The organism is Streptomyces sp. NPDC058985 (assembly GCF_042740985.1).
GTDB lineage: Bacteria > Actinomycetota > Actinomycetes > Streptomycetales > Streptomycetaceae > Streptomyces.
This window is the reverse complement of sequence record NZ_JBHYJX010000010.1, coordinates 110,159-127,890: the sequence shown is the minus strand read 5'-3', so window position 1 is coordinate 127,890 and position 17,732 is coordinate 110,159. Positions and strand designations below refer to the sequence as shown.

At 68.7% G+C, this 17,732-nt stretch carries 15 protein-coding genes; 5 read left to right on the top strand and 10 right to left on the bottom strand.

The window, feature by feature from the left end:
- Positions 1 to 980 precede the first annotated feature (980 nt).
- The 4 genes from ACFW01_RS12250 to ACFW01_RS12235 form a co-directional block, all read right to left on the bottom strand.
- The gene (locus tag ACFW01_RS12250; RefSeq protein WP_186779664.1) at positions 981 to 1,586 is read right to left on the bottom strand and encodes a YceI family protein; all 606 of its coding nucleotides are present in this window, start codon (positions 1,584 to 1,586) and stop codon (positions 981 to 983) included.
- 119 nt (positions 1,587 to 1,705) lie between these two features.
- Complete coding sequence (locus tag ACFW01_RS12245) at positions 1,706 to 2,455, bottom strand: SDR family oxidoreductase (RefSeq protein WP_186779663.1); 750 nt, start codon at positions 2,453 to 2,455, stop codon at positions 1,706 to 1,708.
- Positions 2,456 to 2,629: 174 nt separating this feature from the next.
- The gene (locus ACFW01_RS12240) at positions 2,630 to 4,360 is read right to left on the bottom strand and encodes an L-aspartate oxidase (protein WP_383625496.1); all 1,731 of its coding nucleotides are present in this window, start codon (positions 4,358 to 4,360) and stop codon (positions 2,630 to 2,632) included.
- A gap of 70 nt (positions 4,361 to 4,430) precedes the next feature.
- Positions 4,431 to 5,663 carry an FAD-dependent oxidoreductase gene (locus tag ACFW01_RS12235; RefSeq protein ID WP_315902916.1) on the bottom strand — a complete coding sequence of 411 codons (1,233 nt, stop codon included), beginning with the start codon at positions 5,661 to 5,663 and terminating at the stop codon, positions 4,431 to 4,433.
- 182 nt (positions 5,664 to 5,845) lie between these two features.
- Between ACFW01_RS12235 and fdxA the strand changes: the two genes are divergently transcribed.
- Entirely contained in the window at positions 5,846 to 6,232 is a 387-nt protein-coding gene (gene fdxA, locus ACFW01_RS12230) for a ferredoxin (RefSeq protein ID WP_186779660.1), read from the top strand.
- A 47-nt stretch (positions 6,233 to 6,279) separates the two neighbouring features.
- Here fdxA and ACFW01_RS12225 read toward each other — a convergent pair whose 3' ends face one another.
- The 3 genes from ACFW01_RS12225 to ACFW01_RS12215 form a co-directional block, all read right to left on the bottom strand.
- Positions 6,280 to 6,777 carry an Ohr family peroxiredoxin gene (locus ACFW01_RS12225; RefSeq protein ID WP_186779659.1) on the bottom strand — a complete coding sequence of 166 codons (498 nt, stop codon included), beginning with the start codon at positions 6,775 to 6,777 and terminating at the stop codon, positions 6,280 to 6,282.
- A gap of 214 nt (positions 6,778 to 6,991) precedes the next feature.
- On the bottom strand, positions 6,992 to 7,888 hold the full coding sequence (locus tag ACFW01_RS12220; RefSeq protein ID WP_186779658.1) for an RNA polymerase sigma-70 factor: 897 nt from the start codon (positions 7,886 to 7,888) through the stop codon (positions 6,992 to 6,994).
- 155 nt (positions 7,889 to 8,043) lie between these two features.
- The gene (locus ACFW01_RS12215) at positions 8,044 to 8,817 is read right to left on the bottom strand and encodes a class I SAM-dependent methyltransferase (RefSeq protein WP_186779694.1); all 774 of its coding nucleotides are present in this window, start codon (positions 8,815 to 8,817) and stop codon (positions 8,044 to 8,046) included.
- A 155-nt stretch (positions 8,818 to 8,972) separates the two neighbouring features.
- Between ACFW01_RS12215 and ACFW01_RS12210 the strand changes: the two genes are divergently transcribed.
- Genes ACFW01_RS12210 through ACFW01_RS12195 form a run of 4 tightly spaced genes read left to right on the top strand, consistent with a single transcriptional unit; the run spans position 8,973 to position 12,660 of the window.
- On the top strand, positions 8,973 to 9,980 hold the full coding sequence (locus ACFW01_RS12210; RefSeq protein ID WP_384503294.1) for a patatin-like phospholipase family protein: 1,008 nt from the start codon (positions 8,973 to 8,975) through the stop codon (positions 9,978 to 9,980).
- A 34-nt stretch (positions 9,981 to 10,014) separates the two neighbouring features.
- Positions 10,015 to 11,232, top strand: coding sequence for a macrolide family glycosyltransferase (locus tag ACFW01_RS12205; protein ID WP_186779656.1), 1,218 nt, complete (start codon positions 10,015 to 10,017; stop codon positions 11,230 to 11,232).
- A 4-nt stretch (positions 11,233 to 11,236) separates the two neighbouring features.
- The gene (locus ACFW01_RS12200; RefSeq protein ID WP_365980933.1) at positions 11,237 to 11,725 is read left to right on the top strand and encodes a hypothetical protein; all 489 of its coding nucleotides are present in this window, start codon (positions 11,237 to 11,239) and stop codon (positions 11,723 to 11,725) included.
- The gene (locus tag ACFW01_RS12195; RefSeq protein WP_384503292.1) at positions 11,722 to 12,660 is read left to right on the top strand and encodes a hypothetical protein; all 939 of its coding nucleotides are present in this window, start codon (positions 11,722 to 11,724) and stop codon (positions 12,658 to 12,660) included. Before ACFW01_RS12200 ends, ACFW01_RS12195 begins: the two co-directional genes overlap by 4 nt.
- 103 nt (positions 12,661 to 12,763) lie before the next feature.
- On the opposite strand, the gene ACFW01_RS12190 is transcribed toward ACFW01_RS12195, so the two are convergent.
- The 3 genes from ACFW01_RS12190 to ACFW01_RS12180 all read right to left on the bottom strand — a co-directional run bounded on the left by ACFW01_RS12190 (position 12,764) and on the right by ACFW01_RS12180 (position 17,606).
- Positions 12,764 to 13,978: a 2-oxo acid dehydrogenase subunit E2 gene (locus ACFW01_RS12190; protein WP_384503290.1), complete on the bottom strand. Its 1,215-nt coding sequence runs from the start codon at positions 13,976 to 13,978 to the stop codon at positions 12,764 to 12,766.
- A gap of 82 nt (positions 13,979 to 14,060) precedes the next feature.
- Positions 14,061 to 16,748, bottom strand: a complete 2,688-nt coding sequence (gene aceE, locus ACFW01_RS12185) for a pyruvate dehydrogenase (acetyl-transferring), homodimeric type (protein WP_186779652.1) — start codon at positions 16,746 to 16,748, stop codon at positions 14,061 to 14,063.
- Positions 16,749 to 16,865: 117 nt separating this feature from the next.
- Positions 16,866 to 17,606 (bottom strand): SDR family oxidoreductase, encoded by a 741-nt coding sequence (locus ACFW01_RS12180; protein WP_186779651.1) that lies wholly within the window; start codon positions 17,604 to 17,606, stop codon positions 16,866 to 16,868.
- Positions 17,607 to 17,732: the final 126 nt, after the last annotated feature.

Genomic DNA, 17,732 nt, shown 5'->3' with positions numbered 1-17,732 from the left:
GATCTGTATCAGCCACACCCTTGACGAGTGCCGCATCGGAGGAGGAGGCCGGCGAGCCCGCCTCGAAGACCATCCCCTCGTGCGACCTGGTGCCCACCCAGGATCTCAACATCCCGCCCCGGTTTCTGCCCGGCACGTGGCATGCAACTCCGTGCATAGATCGAGCGGTGGAAGTCGTCCGATGCCTGTCGGGCCCGCGCTCATGACGGCCACGTAGACGCATCATGGGGGCAGTCCTGGTCGGTGGGCAGCGTCCTCGGGCAACGGACGGCGTTGCGCAAACCCGTGCGTTGACGCTCGAGACCGGACGTTCACACAGCCGTAGAACTCCTCCTCGTTCACGAGTTCTACGGCTGGCGCCGTAGGGCTTCCTGCTTCATCGCCGACCGCTGCCCGGAGCACTCCGTTGAGGTCTTGTGCCGGCTCCACTGGCCGACACTGGGCAGGCTTTTCGCAGCCAGCGCTCACGTCCCTGCCGTGGGTCGTGGCGCAGCCGCCCGTCCGGTTGTGAAGGCTCAGGACGTCGTGCCCTGCCAGGTGCAGCAGCGGGAGCACAGTCTGGATGCGAGAAGCGGTCGACGGCGACCACTTCTCGCCCCTGCCAGGATGCCGTACTCCAAAGAGCGGCACTCACTCCCGCCCGCCTCCGAGGTGGCTCGGGCAAGCGTGTGGTTCTCGACCATGATGCGAGCAGAGCGATCCCCCTCCAGCGCGGCCCCCGGCCCTCGCTCAGTGGGCGGCAACAGGCCGCCTTGCCCAATGAGTTGCATCCCCACCGGCCTGACTCGGGCCGTCACCCCGGCGACCAGCCCTCACCCACGGAGCTCGTCCCGCTCACAGTAGCCTGGTCGGCCTTGATGTAGCCCATCATGTCAGCCATCAACCGCCGCTAACGGCCCGTCGAGAGTTGCACCACGTACAGACCAGCGCGCCAGACCCCCGGCGACCGGAGATCTGGCGTGCGCGTGAGCGTCAGTGGGTCAGGCGGCGGGAGATAGCTGCTGCTCCTGGCGCACTGCGGAGATGTCGAGCACCAGCGTCACCTTGTCGCTGATGAGGACACCGCCCGTTTCCAGGGCTGCGTTCCACGTGAGTCCCCAGTCGGACCGTTGCAGGGTGGCCCTGCCCTCGAAACCGACCCGGTGCTGGCCGTAGGTGTCCTGGCCGGCACCGCCAAAGGTGATCTCAAGGTCGACGGGCAGTTCGATGTCCTTGATCTTGAGGTTGCCGACCAGGCGGAACATGTCGTTTCCGACCGGCACGATCCCGGTGGAGCGGAAGGTCATCAGAGGAAAGACCGCGGAGTCGAAGAAATCCGGGCCGGTGAGATGCGTGTCCCGCTCCCGGATGCCGGTGTCCAGGCTCTGCGTCTGGATACTCGCGTAGGCCTCTGACCGTTCCGGCCGGGAGCCGTCGAGTTTGAGGAGTCCCTCGAACGCGTCGAACTTTCCCCGCACATTTGAGATCATGGCGTGCCGGACGGAGAAGCCGATCGTGCTGTGGACCGGGTCGATGGTGTAGAGGCCGGTCAGCGGCGTGTACCGGCCGGTCTCGGAGAGGCTGTTCTGAGTGCGGTTCCTGAGCATGACCAGACGCTTCCTTCGGGGGCGGAGTGATGTGGCGGGGGAGGGCGGCGCCGTCGGGAGAAGACAGGGGCGGCCCCAGAGAGGGGCCGCCCCGTCCGGACGGCCTGCTGCCTGCCGCTCTACCGCTGCTGCTGCGCGGACCAGTCGGCGATCCGGGTCTCGGCGATCTGCGCGTCGGGGCCGGGCAGGAGTGTGGTCTCCTGGAGCTGGGCACCGAAGTACGGGGCCTTCGGGTCCGCCACGACCTTGCGAGGGTCGTTCTTGGCGGCGAGGGCCTTGCGGACCAGCTCGTCCAGCTGGAACGCCTCGGGGCCGGCCACCTCCACCACGCCGCCCACGGGCGTGCCCACGGCTGTGCGGCCCACGGCGGCGGCGACGTCGTCGGAGTAGATGGGCTGGATCTTGACGGGGGCCAGGCGCACGGTGTCGCCCTCGGTCGCGGCGTCCGAGATGCCCTTCATGAACTCGAAGAACTGCGTCGCGTGGACGATGGAGAACGGGATCCCGGACTCCTTGATCAGCTCCTCCTGCACCTGCTTGGCACGGAAGTAGCCGCTCTCCTGGAGCCGCTCGGTGCCGACCACGGAGAGCGCGACATGGTGGGTCACACCCGCTTCCGCCTCGGCCTTGAGGAGGTTGCTGGTCGACGTGCGGAAGAACTCCATCACGTCGTCGTCCGCGAACGAGGGGGAGTTCGAGACATCGACCACGACGGAGGCGCCCTGCAGGACCTCGGCCAGGCCCTCACCGGTCAGGCAGTTGACGCCGGTGTTGGGAGCGGCCGGCACCGCCTCGTGGCCGTGCTCGTTCAGCTTGGCGACCAGCTTCGAGCCGATCAGGCCGGTCCCGCCGATGACTACAACCTTCATGATTCGGATCCTCTCCGAGTTCTCTCTGCGCGGCGAAGTTGCGTGAAGCGGTGTTCCGCCGCATCGGCCAATTTTGTTCTTCACTGGGAAAGACAGAATGCTGACTTCATTTGTGACACTGCACCCGGATGGATTCGGAACCCTCCGGACCTTCCGTGCCGGGATAGCTGCGGTCTATTCCACGAGCTTGCCGTCGGCCGAGACGTCTTCCATCAGACGGGAGATCTCGTCCGGAACAGGGCCGATGCTCTCGTGGGTGATTCCCGACGTGGGGGACCACACCAGGTTCACCTGCAGCGCGGGATCCATCTGCGGGTAGTCGCTTCGGTTGTGGCACCCGCGGGTCTCCCGGCGTTCGAGCGCCGCTTCGAGCGTGGCCCGCGCCGCGAGAGCAGCGGACTTGAGATCGAAGGCGTGGGCCAGGTCCTGGAAGCCGGCGATGTCAGGGTGGACGCCGACATCTTCCATCCGCTTCTCGATCGCGGTGAGTTCCGACAGCCCGGCGCGCAGCCCGTCCTCGTTGCGTACGACGCCCGCGTGCTCGGTCATGGTGTTGCGGATCGCGCGCTGGAGGGCGCGCACGTTCTCCGGCCCGTCCGCCGCGAGCAGCTCGTCGATCTCCGCCCGTGCCGCGGCCACCGCGGCCGCAGAGCGTGGCTGCGCAGTGAGCCCCTGGGAGTAGGCGGCGGCCGCTTGGCCCGTGATGCGGCCGAAGACCAGCAGCTCGATGAGGCTGTTGCCGCCCAGGCGGTTGGCACCGTGCAGGCCGCTGGACGCCTCGCCGATGGCGTACAGACCGCGTACGTCGGTGCTGTGGTCGTCGTGCCTGACCCACACGCCGCCCATCGAATAGTGGGCCGTGGGCGCGATCTCGATCGGCTCGCGGGTGATGTCCAGCATCTGCAGGTCGAGCAGTGTCTGGTAGACCCGGGGCAACCGGTTCATGATCGTCTGCCGGGGCAGGTGAGAAACGTCGAGCCAGACGCCGCCCTTGGGCGTACCGCGCCCTTCCTTGATCTCCGTGTAGGAGGCCAGGGCCACCCGGTCGCGGGTGGACAGTTCCATGCGCTCGGGGTCGTAGCGGTTCATGAACCGCTCGCCGAGGGCGTTGCGCAGGATTCCGCCCTCCCCTCGAGCGGCTTCGCTGACGAGGGTCCCTGCCGCGTTCTCCGGCTCGATGATGCCCGACGGGTGGAACTGGACCAGTTCCGGGTCGCGCAGCCGGGCACCGGCTTCCACCGCCAGCCGGAACGAGTCGCCGGTGTTCTCGTCGCGCCGGGAGGACGTACGCCGCCAGATACGGGTGTGGCCGCCCGCCGCCAGAATGACGGCGTCGGCATGGATGAGATAGCGCTGTCCGTCCGTGAGGTCGAAACCGTAGGCCCCGAACACGGCACCGTCGTGCACCAGGAGCCGGGTGATGTAGACGCTGTCGAGCATGGGAATCCCGAGCTGCGTCGCCCGCCGGATCAGGGTGCGCTGGATCTCCAGGCCGGTGTAGTCGCCGGCGAAGGCGGTGCGGCGGAACTTGTGCGCGCCGAAGAAGCGCTGCGAGATGCGGCCGTCGTCCTCCCTGGCGAAGGCCATGCCGTAGCGCTCCAGGTCATCGATCCCCAGGGCGGCGCCCTGGGTGACGATCTCGACGGTGCGCGGATCGGCCAGGAGGTAGCTCTCCTTGAGCGTGTCCGCGGCGTGCTGCTGCCAGCTGTCCTCGGGGTCCATGGTGGCCAGGGCCGCGTTGATGCCCCCGGCGGCCAGGGCCGTGTGCGTGTCCTCCTTCGGGCGCTTGCCGACGGCGAGGACATCCATCCCGGCCTCGGCGAGTTCGATGGAGGCCCGCAGGCCGGCCCCGCCCGTACCGATCACCAGCACCCCGGTGGAAAGACGTCGTTCGGTGATAGCCACGATTGCTCCGATCGCTTGGGTCGTCACCGACTACGACCGGCCGGTCCCGGTGTTTGTGACACGGGCCGGATCAGGGCAGCAGGCTGCCGAGGGGGACCTCGGGGTCGGCAAGAAGAGCGTCGTCGATGTCGGTCCGGGACTGCACCAGAGCCCGGATGGGATCGACGACGTCCCACACGTTGACGTTCATGCCGGCGAGCACACGACGGCCCGACATCCAGAAGGCGACGAAGCGCCGCTGGTCCAGATCGCCACGGAAGACCACACGGTCGTACCCGTCGGCCTCCGTGTAACCCGTGTACTCCATCCCCAGGTCGTACTGGTCCGTGTAGAAGTACGGCAGCCTGTCGTACACGGCGTCCTGGCCGAGCATGCTCCGCGCTGCTGTCTCCGGCTGATTCAGAGCATTGGCCCAGTGCTCGACGCGCACATGACGGTCGAGGAACGGGTGGTAGGCATTGGCGACGTCACCCGCCGCGTAGATCCCGGGCACCGACGACCGCAGGTGCGCGTCGGTGACGATGCCGTTGCGCACCTCCAGGCCCGCCTGCTCGGCAAGTTGCACGTTGGGGGTGATGCCGACTCCCACAACGACGGCGTCCGCGTCCAGACGAGTACCGTCGGACAGCAGCACCCCGTCCGCGCGGCCTCCTGCCCCGGTGATGCGCTCAACCTCCACACGCGAGCGCAGACGGACGCCGTGATCCGTGTGGAGCTGGGCGAACACCTCGGCCGCCTCCCGGCCCAGCACCTTCATCAGGGGCAGATCTCCATGCCCGAGCACCGTCACCTGTGCCCCCGCCATCCGTGCGGCGGCCGCCGTCTCGAGCCCAATCCAGCCGTCGCCGATCACCACAATCCGTGCGCCCGCGGTGAAGGCGGCCTTGAGCCGTTCGCTGTCACCCACCCGCCGCAGGTACAGCACGTTCCCGAGATCCGCACCCGGAACCCGCAGGCGGCGAGGAGACGAGCCGGTGGCCAGCAAGAGCCCGCCGTAGGACACACGGCGGCCGTTGTCGAGCTCCACCTCCTTGGCCAGAGGGTCGACGGCCCGCACGCTGGTGCCCAGGAACAGGTCCACCGCGTTCTTCGCATACCACTCCTCAGGGTGCACGAAGATCGAATCGCGCTCTTCCTTGCCCAGCAGGTAGCCCTTGGACAGCGGCGGGCGGACGTAGGGCGGCTCCTTCTCGTCGCTGATGACGAGAAGTGGGCCGGTATGGCCGTGCTCCCGTAGTGCCTCAGCCGCCTTTCCTGCGGCGAGTCCGCCCCCGACGATCACGAAAGTGTTCACAGATGACACGGTGTTCCTCTTCTCGGATGTCGCATTACGAGGCCCGTGGCCCTCGGCCAACTGACCGGGCATCTGTGCCTCCTGTGACATCCGGCCGGGCCTCGGCGATCGCCGGGGTGTCACACCAGCAAGATCTCCTCGGTCTTAACGGCTGGCCGGGAGTGCCGCGCCCGAGGGCGAAGGAGGACAGGATGACGTACGTCATTGCGCAGCCCTGCGTCGATGTCAAGGACAGAGCATGCGTCACGGAATGCCCCGTGGACTGCATCTACGAGGGCGAGCGGACGCTCTACATCGACCCGTCCGAGTGCGTCGACTGCCACGCGTGTGAGCCGGTGTGCCCGGTGGAGGCGATCTTCTACGAAGACGAGCTCCCTGAGCAGTGGGCGCACTACCGCTCTGTGAACGCCGAGTACTTCCAGGCTGTCCGGGAGCCGGACACGCCCCGGGGCACCGGAGGCGACCACCGTTTCGTCGCTGAGCTGCCCCCGCAGGGCTCGCGGAGAAAGAAGGAAACCGCCGTGTTCACCATCCGGAAGGAAGAGGCCGCCGATGCCGATCTCTGGTTTCCCAGCTGACACCCGGTCCGCCGCTCGGGCGCCAGCCGGCGCATGCGACGGTGCGGTCAGGGAGCGAGAGTGACGGTCGACGGTGTTCCCTCACCAGCCATTCTGGCGTAGGGACACAGCGAGTCCGCCTTCTCGATGAGGGGCGTGGCGACCTCCGGAGCGACACCGGGCCACTTGACCACCAGATCGACGCGGAGCAGGTACCCGCCGTCTCCCGGATCCCGGCCGAACGCCACTGTCGCCTCGACACAGATCGCGGATGGATCGAGCGCCTCCTGCCGCGCGACCAGGCTCAGGGCCCCGTGGAAGCAGGCCGCGAAGCCGGCGGCGAAGAGCTGCTCGGGATTGGTTCCGTGCCCGTCGCCGCCGAGCGCGGCTGGCATCCGCAGGTTGAGGTCGAGAACTCCGTCGTCCGACCGCGCTCGTCCGGAGGCCCGTCCGTGGGCGGCCACCCCACCACTGACCGTCACGGTCGTCGTGTAGATGGCGGAGAAGGACTCGCCGTCGAAGTCCTTGTCCGTGGACAGGTCCGGCAGTCTGATGTGTTCGGTCACCTCGTGACTCCCCAGGCAGGAGTCTTGACTTGCCGGCCACAACCGCTCACACCGCAGAGGGCGGGACCTGCCGCGCCGCTCATGGCTGTCATCACGTCGTCTGTCCTTCTGGTCTTCAGGAAACCGCAGATTCGGATAACCAGATGACCGACGAGTGGCCGTCCTTGTGACACAGCGTGCCCCGAGCCGCCTCCTGAGTCTTCGAAGGCCGTGCTCAACCTGCCAGCGACGCGACGTACGGCGTCAGCTTGGCCGGGTTCATCACCCACATGATCCGGTCGATGCCCTCTGCCGAGACATCGACGGACAGCAGAGCCACGGGCTCCTCCCCAAACTGCACCAGGACCGCCGGCCGGCCGTTGGCCTCGACCCAGCGGACCTGTGCCTGCGGCCAGAAACGGGGGGCGAAGGCCGCCAGGTACCTGGCGACACGGGCACGCCCGAAGACGGGGATCCTCGATGCCCCACGCACTCCTCCGCCGTCGGAGTAACTGACGACATCCGCAGCGAGGACATCCTCCAGAGCCTCGAGATCCCCGGTCCGCGCCGCGGTGAGGAACACCTCCAGCAGGCGCTGGTGGGCGGACCGGCTCACCCTCTCACCGCGCTCGGCGGCCAGATGCTTACGGGCCCGGCTCACCAGCTGGCGGGTATTGGCTTGACTCGTCTCCAGCATCTCGGCGATCTGCCCGTAAGGATAGTCGAACGCCTCTCGCAGAACGTAGGCGGCCCGCTCCACAGGGTTCAGCTTCTCCAAGAGGTGGAGAACGGCCAGTTCGACCGCCTCGGCGCGTTCCGCGCCCATCTGCGGATCCGCGCTCGTATCGACAGGCTCGGGAAGCCAGGGACCGACATATGCCTCACGCCGTACCCGGGCGGACTGGGCCGTATTGATCGCGAGCCGCGTGGTCATGGTGGCCAGGAAAGCCGCAGGCTCGACGACCTGGGTGCGATCAGCGTTCTGCCATCGCACCCAGGCCTCCTGGAGGATGTCCTCAGCCTCCACCGTGCTGCCCAGCACGCGATAGGCGATGCCGAAGAGCTGTGGACGCGACGCAACGAAGTCCTTCGTCGCCTTCTCCAGTGCGTCCACATCGTCCCCAGCGTGCATTGGCATCCCTTCCGGCCCGCAGAAAACCCATGCTACAACCGGCACAGACGGGACGCGCGGGCGACTCGAAGGAACACACGGTACCCGAACAGCGTGGTACTCGATGTCACACACGAGGGAGATCCGGCAGGGGCGGGAGACGGGAGCATGGCGGGTCAGAAGCGAGGCCCCGGGCGCACGAGTGTCACCGCGAGGACAGCCGGATCACGCCGCAGGGGCAGCGGAGCGAAGCCGTGACCGGCCAGGTCGCTGAGCAGATCTGCGCGAGCAGCAGGCCACATCCAGAAGGTCTCCGTGTGCCGACTGAGCAAACCCTCCGACCCCCGGACCCAGTAGTGGCATCGGGTACGGATGCGGTCCCCGACGGCCGACATGGCCATGTGCCCCCCGTAGACGTGCTGCCCGACCGTCTGGAGGGGAAAGACACGCACGGTGTCCGAATCGGGAACGCGAGCGGGCGGAAGCTGGAAGACCAGTGAACCACCGGGTACGAGCGCCCGGGCGACGGCCGGCCACAGCGCTCGCCGTGCCTCTGGCGCGAGACAGGCGATGGTGTTGTGGCAGATCGCCACATCCGCGACCTCGTGCAGTGCCGTCTCCTCAAGGGACCGAGGATGCACGGTGACACGCTCCCTCGGCGCCCGTGGCAGTGCAGCCAGCCGCGTCATCAACGGCGCACGCATAGCCCGAGAGGGCTCGACAGCATGCACATCGACCCGGGACTCGCCCAGGCACATCATGGTGACCCGCCCAGTTCCGGCTCCGATGTCGAGTACTCCGACACGCGCGTCTGCCGCATCGCGGCCGTAGAGCTCACGGACGAGGGCCTCGTCCTGCTCCGCCTGGAGCACATCGTAGAACTCCGCGGTGACCGCATAGTCGTCCGGCGGTGGGCGGCGGGCTGGCGCTCTCGAAATGACGGAGTACATGCCCAGCAGGACCGGTCACCCGACGGATGTGTGACAGCCGTCCGGCACCCGACCGTATCCAGGGCGAGGACCCGCCCGTGTCACAGATCCACCTGCCACCCGGTCGTAGTGGGCGGACCGTAACGACGCGTCACCCAGGGTGGAGAAGGTAGATCATGCAGGTCACTCGCCTCCGGAAACCGCTCTCGTCACCACGCCCCGACGAGACGCGTTCCCTGCCACCGCGCAAGGTGTCCACGGCCGCCGAGGCGGTGGGCCTGAACACGCTTCCGCGGCCCGTCGCCGTGGTCGTGGGAGCCGGCGGCGTGCTGGGCGCGGCGCACGTCGGCATCGGGCACGCCTTGGAGGAGCGTGGGTTCGTCCCGGACATGATCATCGGGACTTCAGTGGGAGCGCTGAACGGCGCCATCGCGGCCTCGCGCCCCGACGGGGCGGCGTCGTGGCTGGAACACGTGTGGAGGGAACTGCGCCGCCGGGACGTGTACCGGCTCGCCCATCCGTCCTCCCGGGCCGGCATCTTCACCGACCTGGGGCTGCGCCGACTGATCGTCCGTGCCGGACTTCCCTCGCGCATCGAGCAGCTGGCGGTTCCCTTCACCGCAGTGGCCACGGATCTGGTAGCCGGTACACCGGTGCTGCTCGACCACGGCGACCTCGAATCCGCCCTGCTGGCCAGCACGGCCATCCCCGGGATCCTGCCGCCGGTCGAACGAGGGGGCAGAATGCTCGTCGACGGCGGAGTGACCGCCTACGTCCCCGTGCTGGCGGCCCTCGAGTCGGGCGCATCCAGCGTGGTCGTGGTACCGACCGGGCCGGAGAGCTCGCCACTGCCCCCCAACGTCCCGCCCCTGCGGCCCGGCGCGATCGCCGCCCGGGCAGGGGTCCTGCTGTTGCACCACCAGATCGAACGCGACCTGCGCGAAGTGGCGCGGAGCATCCCGACCGTAGTGCTGCCGACCGGCACCCACGACTGGCCCGCCCCCTGGGATTTCGGCCACTCGCAGCGACTGATCAGCACCGCGTCCCAGACTGCCGGGCACTTCATCGACGCGCTGCACGTCACCGGACCGGGCCTGTACCGGATCGGGGACGCTGACGGGTCCGTCCCCGGCACACGGATCACTCAGAACGCTTGGAAGACAAGAACACAACAGAAGACCTGATCACAACAGGTCCAGACCCAGAGGAGATTGGTCTGTGAGCACCGTCGCGTTCCTCAACATCGGCATGCACGGGCACGTCAACCCGACCCTGCCGGTCGTCTCCGAACTCGTCAGACGCGGCCACACGGTCACATACCACACCTGGCCGGCGTTCCGTGAGGCGATTGAGGCCACCGGTGCCGTCGTACACCTCTACCCCGGTGGTGCCCCTCCGCTGCCCGAACCGGTCACCCCGCTCGCGCTGCTGGAGGCGCTCGCCGGCACCGCCGTACGCATGCTGCCCGCCGTCCTCGACGACCTCCGCGGCATCGGCCCCGACCTGATCGTCCACGACAGCGCCTGCCCCTGGGGCGCGGTCGCCGCGCGTGAACTCGGGATCCCGGCGGCGTCCTCGTTCACCACGTTCGCCTACAACCGGCACGTCCCCAGCCCCACGAGCGCCTCGTGGGACCTGCTCACCGCGGCGCGGGCCCGACCCCGCAGCCTCCAGGGCTACGTCCGATCACGCCACGAACTGCACCGACGGTTCGACACCCACGACATACCGTTGGTCGACCTCTCAGGCATCCGCCAGCCGCTCAACCTGGTCTACACTTCACGCGAATTCCAGCCGGACGTGCAGGAATTCGACGGGTCCTACCGGTTCGTCGGCCCCAGCCTGGGCGCCCGGCCGCACGACCCGACCTTCCCGTTCGAGCGGCTGCGGGACCCCGTGCTGTACGCGTCCCTGGGCACCGTGTTCGACGCCGACCCCCGCCTGCTGCGCTGCTTCGCCACCGCGCTCGCTCCACTGGGCGGCACTGTGGTCCTCTCCACCGGCAGAACTGACCCTGGGGCGCTGGAGCCGCTGCCGAAGAACGTCATCGCGCGTCCTTTCGTGCCGCAGACAGAGGTGCTGGAACGCACCGCCCTGCTCGTCACACACGGCGGGATGAACAGTGTGAACGAGGCCCTGTACGCCGGAGTCCCGATGCTGGTGATCCCGCAGGGTGCCGACCAGCCGCTGGTGGCCCGGCGCGTCACCGACCTCGGAGCAGGCCTGTCGATGCACCCCCGGGACGTCTTGGAGAACACGGTCCGGTCGCTCGCCCGGCGGCTGCTGGACGAACCCCGGTTCCGGAAGGCCGCGCACACCATGCGGGACGCCCAGCACCGGGCGGGCGGGTTCCGACGAGCCGCAGACGAACTGGAGCGGTACCTGCATACAGCGCGTCCGCTCCGGCCGGCCGCCGACCGGGCACAGCAAGGGTGACACCATGTCACCCGCCGTCGTCGCACTGCTTCTGCTCGCCGGACTGTCAGAAGCCGCCGGGCGCATCATGCCGCTCTTGGTGTGCCGGCCCGGAGTGTCCCCCAGGAACGTCGTCGGACTGATGCTGACCGGCGCCATCGTCGAGGGGGCCGTGCTCGCACTGTGGCCGCTGACCGCGTGGACCGTAGCCGAACTGCTGCTGACCTCACCGCCTGCGGACGGCACACTGGAGTGGACCCCCGGCCTGCTCGCACCCCTGCTGCTCGCCGCAGTCCTCGCCTTTCCGCTGCTCGGCCCCCTGCTCCATCTGCTGCTCTTTGCCGGAGTCGGCGCCACACTCACCGGCCCGCTGGCCGCCACGACCGGGCTGGGCTGGTGGACCGCCGCCGGCTGCGTGGCCGCAGCCGGAGTAGCGCTCGGCATCACGGTGGAGGGCGTCCGCCGACTGGTCGTACGCCTCAGCGCGACCGCTGCCCCGGAGGCGCTCGCATGAACCACTTCCTGCTCTGGGCCAGCCTGCTGGGACCGGCTCTGCTCGCCGAGGGACTGCTCGCCCGATATGAGGTGCTGGCCTACGGTGCCGGCTGGCGCAACCCCGTCACCACGCTCCCCAAGGGCGTGCCCTACGCCCGTGGCGCGGCACCCGACGATCCCCCGAAGGCATACCTGGTCTACCTGGACGGCATCGGAAAGCGGCGCGTGCGCGACAGCCGCGACGGCGGCCAACTGGTCAAGGCCGTAATTGCCGCAGCACCCGAATTGCGGGTCCTGGGCCAGGTCCAGCCCTACTCGCCGCTCGCCGACCCGCTTGCCGACCGTCCCGTATGGGCATGGCTGCGCCGCCATATCGGGCTGCTGCTGTTCCTGCACAACGTCATGCAGATCTTCGTCGCTGCCGACCGGCGGTACCGCCCCCTGTACAACCGGGCCGTCGGCTCACAGATCGCCACGCAGCTCCGGTTGGCCGGATACCGCCCGGGCAGCGGCACCCCTGTGGTGTTGCTCAGCTACAGCGGCGGCGCACAGGTCGCCACCGGCGCAGTCGACGAGCTGCGCACACGGCTGGCCGCCCCGCTCATGCTCATCATGTTCGGTGCGTTCCACAACGGGGCCAACGACCTCTCCTGCGCCGAGCACGTGCATCAACTGACCAGTGCATACGACCGTGTCGAGCGGGTCGGCACCTGGATGTTCCCCCAGCGCTGGCCGCTGCTGCGCCGCAGTGCCTGGAACCGCGCCGCCCGTGACGGCAAGATCACCGTTCACCGGCTCGACCCGGCCACGCACGTCGGACCGCGCAGTTACATCAGCCCCACCGCTCTGCTGCCGGACGGCCGCAGCCATCTCGACCGCACCACGGATACCGTGATCGCGATCGTGCGCTCCCGGCGTGCTGCGACCGCGATGGCACAGGACCCGGCACCCTGAGCGGCGACGGCCGCATACATCCGAAACCGCCGAAGGCGGTGCGGGGCGACGTTTCGCTCGTCGCCCCGCACCGCCCGTGCCTTTCCGCAGCCGCAGCCGCAGCTCAGGTCCGGGAACCGGGCGAGAGGTCGCCCTCGAAGGCCGCGGCCTCCAGGATCGCCTTGACGGCGGTCAGATACCGGGCGGCGTCCGCACCATCCACCAGACGGTGGTCGTACGACAGGGACAGGTACACCATGTCGCGGACACCCAGGCCCACGGTGTCCTCGTCGATCATGACGGCCGCCGGCCGCTTGACGGTGGCACCGATACCCAGGATGGCAGCCTGGCCCGGCGGCACGATCACCGTGTCGAACAGAGCGCCACGTGAGCCGGTGTTGGAGATCGTGAAGGTCGCTCCCGACACGTCGTCCGGGGTGAGGTGGCCACTGCGGGCCCGGCCGGCCAGTTCGGCGGTCGCGTGCGCGATGCCCGCAGTGCTCAGGTCGCCCGCGTCCTTGATGACCGGAGTCATCAACCCCCTGTCGGTGTCCACCGCAATGCCGATGTTCTCGCGGTCGAAGTAGGTGATCGTGCCCTCGCCCTCGTTGATGCGGGCGTTGATCACGGGATGCGCCTTGAGGGCCTGGGCAGCCGCCTTGACGAAGAACGGCATGGGCGAGAGCTTGACGCCCTCGCGGGCAAAGAAGTCCTCCTTGGCCCGGTTGCGTAGACGCAACAGCACGGTGACGTCGACCTCGACGACGGAGGTCAGCTGAGCCTGCTCCAGCAGCGCCTGCTTGAGGTTGTCTCCGATGATCCTGCGGATACGGGTCATCGCGACGGTCTGTCCCCGCAACGCCAACGTGCCGGCAACCGGGGGCGCGGGTACGGCAGCCACCGCGGGAGCGGACGCCGCAGGCACCGGAGCCGGAGCGGGCACGGCCTCCTCGACCACGACAGGCGGCGCGGCGGCCTGAACCGGTGCGGGAGCCGGAGTCGGCTCCGGCGGAGGAACCGAAGCCGGCGTAGAGGCCGCCGCAGGAGCAGGAGCAGGAGCAGGAGCAGGAGCAGGAGCAGGTTCCGGTGCCTGGGCCGTGTCCGGCGCGCCGATGACGCCGAGAACGGCGCCGATCTCGACGGTCTCGTCCTCAGGGACGCTGATGGAAACGAGGATGCCAGCGGCGGGGGAGGGGATTTCGGTGTCGACCTTGTCGGTGGAGATCTCCAGGAGGGGTTCGTCGACTTCCACGCTGTCGCCGACCTGCTTGAGCCAGCGGGTGACCGTGCCCTCGGTGACACTCTCACCGAGGGCTGGCAGGGTTACGGAAAACGCCATGATGTTGGTTGCTCCTCACACGTCCACAGGGCGTCACGGCACCCCTTGTCGTCGTATCCGGTCCGCATCGGGCGGGTCCGGTTCATGCCTGCCATCCGTAGCGTTCGCGGGCCTCGGCAACGGTCTGCGGGGAGACCTCGCCGGCCCGGGCGAGCTGGTCCAGAGCGGCGATCACGATCGACTCCGCGTCCACCCGGAAGTACCGGCGCACGGCGTCCCGGGTGTCCGACAGGCCGAAGCCGTCCGTTCCAAGGGAGGCGTAGTCCTGCTCGACCCACTGACTGATCTGGTCGGGCACCTGACGCATCCAGTCGCTGACCGCCAGGACCGGGCCCCGCGCACCCGACAGTGCGCGCGTCACGTACGGGGTGCGCTCCGAGCCGTTCAGCCGCTCACGGTCCGCGCATAGGGCGTCGCGGCGCAACTCCGTCCAAGACGTCACCGACCAGACGTCGGCGTGCACGTTCCACTGCGACCGCAGGAGTTCCTGGGCCTCCAGCGCCCAGTGGATCGCCGTGCCGGAGGACAGCAGCTGGATCCGCGGCCCGGCGTCAGGGAACTCGGCCTGCCGGAAGCGGTAGATGCCCCGCACGATGCCCTCTTCGATGTTCGGCACGGGCGGCATGGCGGGCTGTCGCTTCGGCTCGTTGTACACCGTCAGGTAGTAAAAGACGTTTTCGGGCTGCTCGCCGTACATGCGACGCAGCCCGTCCTTGACGATGACCGCGATCTCGTATGCGAAGGCCGGGTCGTAGCTGATCGCCGCCGGGTTCGTGGAGGCCAGCAGATGGGAGTGACCGTCGGCGTGCTGCAGCCCCTCACCGGTCATCGTCGTACGGCCCGCGGTCGCCCCGATGACGAAGCCGCGCCCCATCTGGTCGGCGAGCGCCCAGAACTGGTCGCCGGTCCTCTGAAAGCCGAACATGGCGTAGAAGATGTAGAACGGGATCATCGGCTCGCCGTGCGTGGCGTACGAGGTCGCCGCCGCGGTGAACTCGGCCATTGAACCGGCTTCGGTGATGCCCTCGTCGATGAGCTGGCCGTTCTTGGACTCCCGGTAGTACAGCAGCTGGTCGGCGTCGACCGGCTCGTAGGTCTGCCCGTCCGGCGAGTAGATCCCGGCCGTCGGGAACAGGGACTCCATGCCGAACGTGCGGGCCTCGTCGGGAATGATCGGTACCCAGCGCGGCCCCGTCTCCTTGCCCTTCATCAGGTCCCGGACCAGGCGGACGAGGGCCATCGTCGTGGCCACCTCCTGATTGCCGAAACCCTTCTCCAACGCTTCGAAGGGCTTGGCGGGCGGCTGTTCCAGCCGGCCCGCGACCACGCGGCGCACCGGGGCGGGACCGCCCAGGGCGGCACGCCGCGCGCGAAGGTAGCGCACCTCCGGCGCGTTCTCACCCGGGTGCCAGTACGGCACCACGTCGCCACTCAACGCACTGTCCGGAATAGGCAGTTCAAGCAGATCACGCATCTGCCGGAACTGCGCCAGAGTGAGCTTCTTCATCTGGTGGTTGGCGTTGCGCGACTCGAAATCCGGCCCCAGCGTGTGTCCCTTGACGGTCTGGGCGAGGATGACGGTCGGCGCTCCCTGGTGCTCGACGGCGGCCCGGTAGGCGGCGTACACCTTGAGCGGCTCGTGCCCGCCGCGTGACTTCTCGAACAACTCGGTCAGCTGCGCGTCGCTCAACCCGGCCGCAATGCCGGACAGCGCGTCGCCGGTGAAGAAGTCCTTGCGGATGTAGGCGGCGTCCCGCGCGGCGTATGTCTGCATCTGCGCGTCCGGCACCTCGCCCAGGCGGTGAACCAGCGCACCGGTGGCGTCCTGCGCGATCACCGGGTCCCAGGCCTCGCCCCACAGGGACTTCACCACGTTCCAGCCCGCCCCACGGAACCGCGCCTCCAGTTCCTGCACAATCTTCGAGTTCGACCGGACGGGACCGTCCAGGCGCTGGAGGTTGCAGTTGACGACGAAGGTGAGGTTGTCCAGCCCTTCGCGGGCGGCGAGCGCCAGCGCGGCCATCGACTCGGGCTCGTCCATCTCACCGTCTCCGAGGAAGGCCCACACCCGCGAACCCGAGGTGTCCTTGATGCCCCGGGCGTGCAGATACCGGTTAAAGCGGGCCTGGTAGATGGCAGCAAGCGGCCCGAGTCCCATGGACACGGTCGGAAATTCCCAGAGCCATGGCAGCCGCCGCGGGTGGGGGTAGGACGGCAGACCGTGACCGTCCGCCTCGCGTCGGAAGGCATCCAGCTGAGCCTCGCTCAGACGTCCTTCGAGGAACACACGGGCGTAGATCCCCGGCGACGCGTGCCCCTGCACATACAGCTGATCGCCAGAGCCGTCGCTGTCCTTGCCCTTGAAGAAGTGGTTGAAGCCGATCTCGTAGAGCCACGCGGCCGAGGCATACGTGGATATATGACCGCCGAGCCCCAGACGCGAGCCGCGCGTGACCATCGCGGCCGCGTTCCAACGGTTCAGGGCGGTGATCCTGGACTCCATGTCGAGGTCGCCGTCGAAGGACGGCTGGGCCGTCACCGGGATCGTGTTGATGTAGTCCGAGGAGAGCAGTCCGGGCAGTCGGACCCCAGACCTGGCTGCGTACTCGTGGACCCTTCGCAGCAGGTAACCCGCCCGATCCGGACCCGCGTTGCGCACCACGGCGTCCAGCGATGCCTGCCATTCGGCGGTCTCTTCGGCGTCGCGGTCGGGTAGCTGGTCGAGTTCACTTGTCGGTGCGGACTCAGCGGGCTGGGCCGGATCGCTCATGACGGCCTTCCTGTCACGGTGTCGGGAGGAAAGGGGCCGGACGCAGGACTGGACGGGGCGTTGGTGTCCGCGGCCGAGGGTCGGGGGTGGGATGGGGGCCGGCATAGCCAGGAGGAGTCACCGCCGGGCGAGCCACTGGTCGAGGGTGCCGTGCCCCACGTGCGCGTCGGCACCCGGGAGCAGAGTCCGCTCCCCGAGCACCGCGCCGAAGAACGGCGCGTGCGGGTCGGTGACCACACCCCGCGGATCGCCATGCGCCGCCTGCACTTTCGCGGTGAGTTCGTCCAGGCGGTACTGGTCGGGCCCGGCGACCTCGCGGGTGCCGAACAGCGGTACGCCCACGGCGGCATGGGAGACCGCGGCGGCGACGTCGTCCGTGGACACAGGGCGTACCAGCGCGGGCGCCACGTGTACGCCGTCTGCGTGCTTGGTCGAGCGCGACAGTGCGTCCACGGACTCGAAGAACGGCGTGGCCCGTACGACGGAGTGGGGTATCGGGGAGTTCCGCACCTGCTGTTCCTGCAGCGCCTTCGCACGGAAGTAGCCGCCCTGGACCCGGTCGGCGCCCACCACGGACAGGGCCACGAAGTGCTCCGCGCCCGCCGCGGCGGCGGCCCGCAGCAGATTGGCTGTCGCGGTGTCGAAGAACTCGACACTCGCCCGTTCGCCGCGGGACGGCGCGTCGGTGACGTCCACGACCACCTCGACACCTCGCAGGGCGTCGGCGAGACCCTGCCCGGTGGTGACGTCGACGCCCTCGGAACGGGCCACGGGGACGGCCTCCACACCGTGGTCCCGGAGCCTGGCGACCGTCCTGGAGCCGATCAGCCCGCTGGCTCCTGCAACTACGACTCTCATCTGGGGTCTCTTCCGTCGGGGGGCCGATGACCCCGCTGATGCCTGCGTGGCGGTGATGGCGGGATCCACCGCTCACCACAGGTACGACCGGGCTCCCGGCGCTGTTGTGACATTGCGGACGGGGAT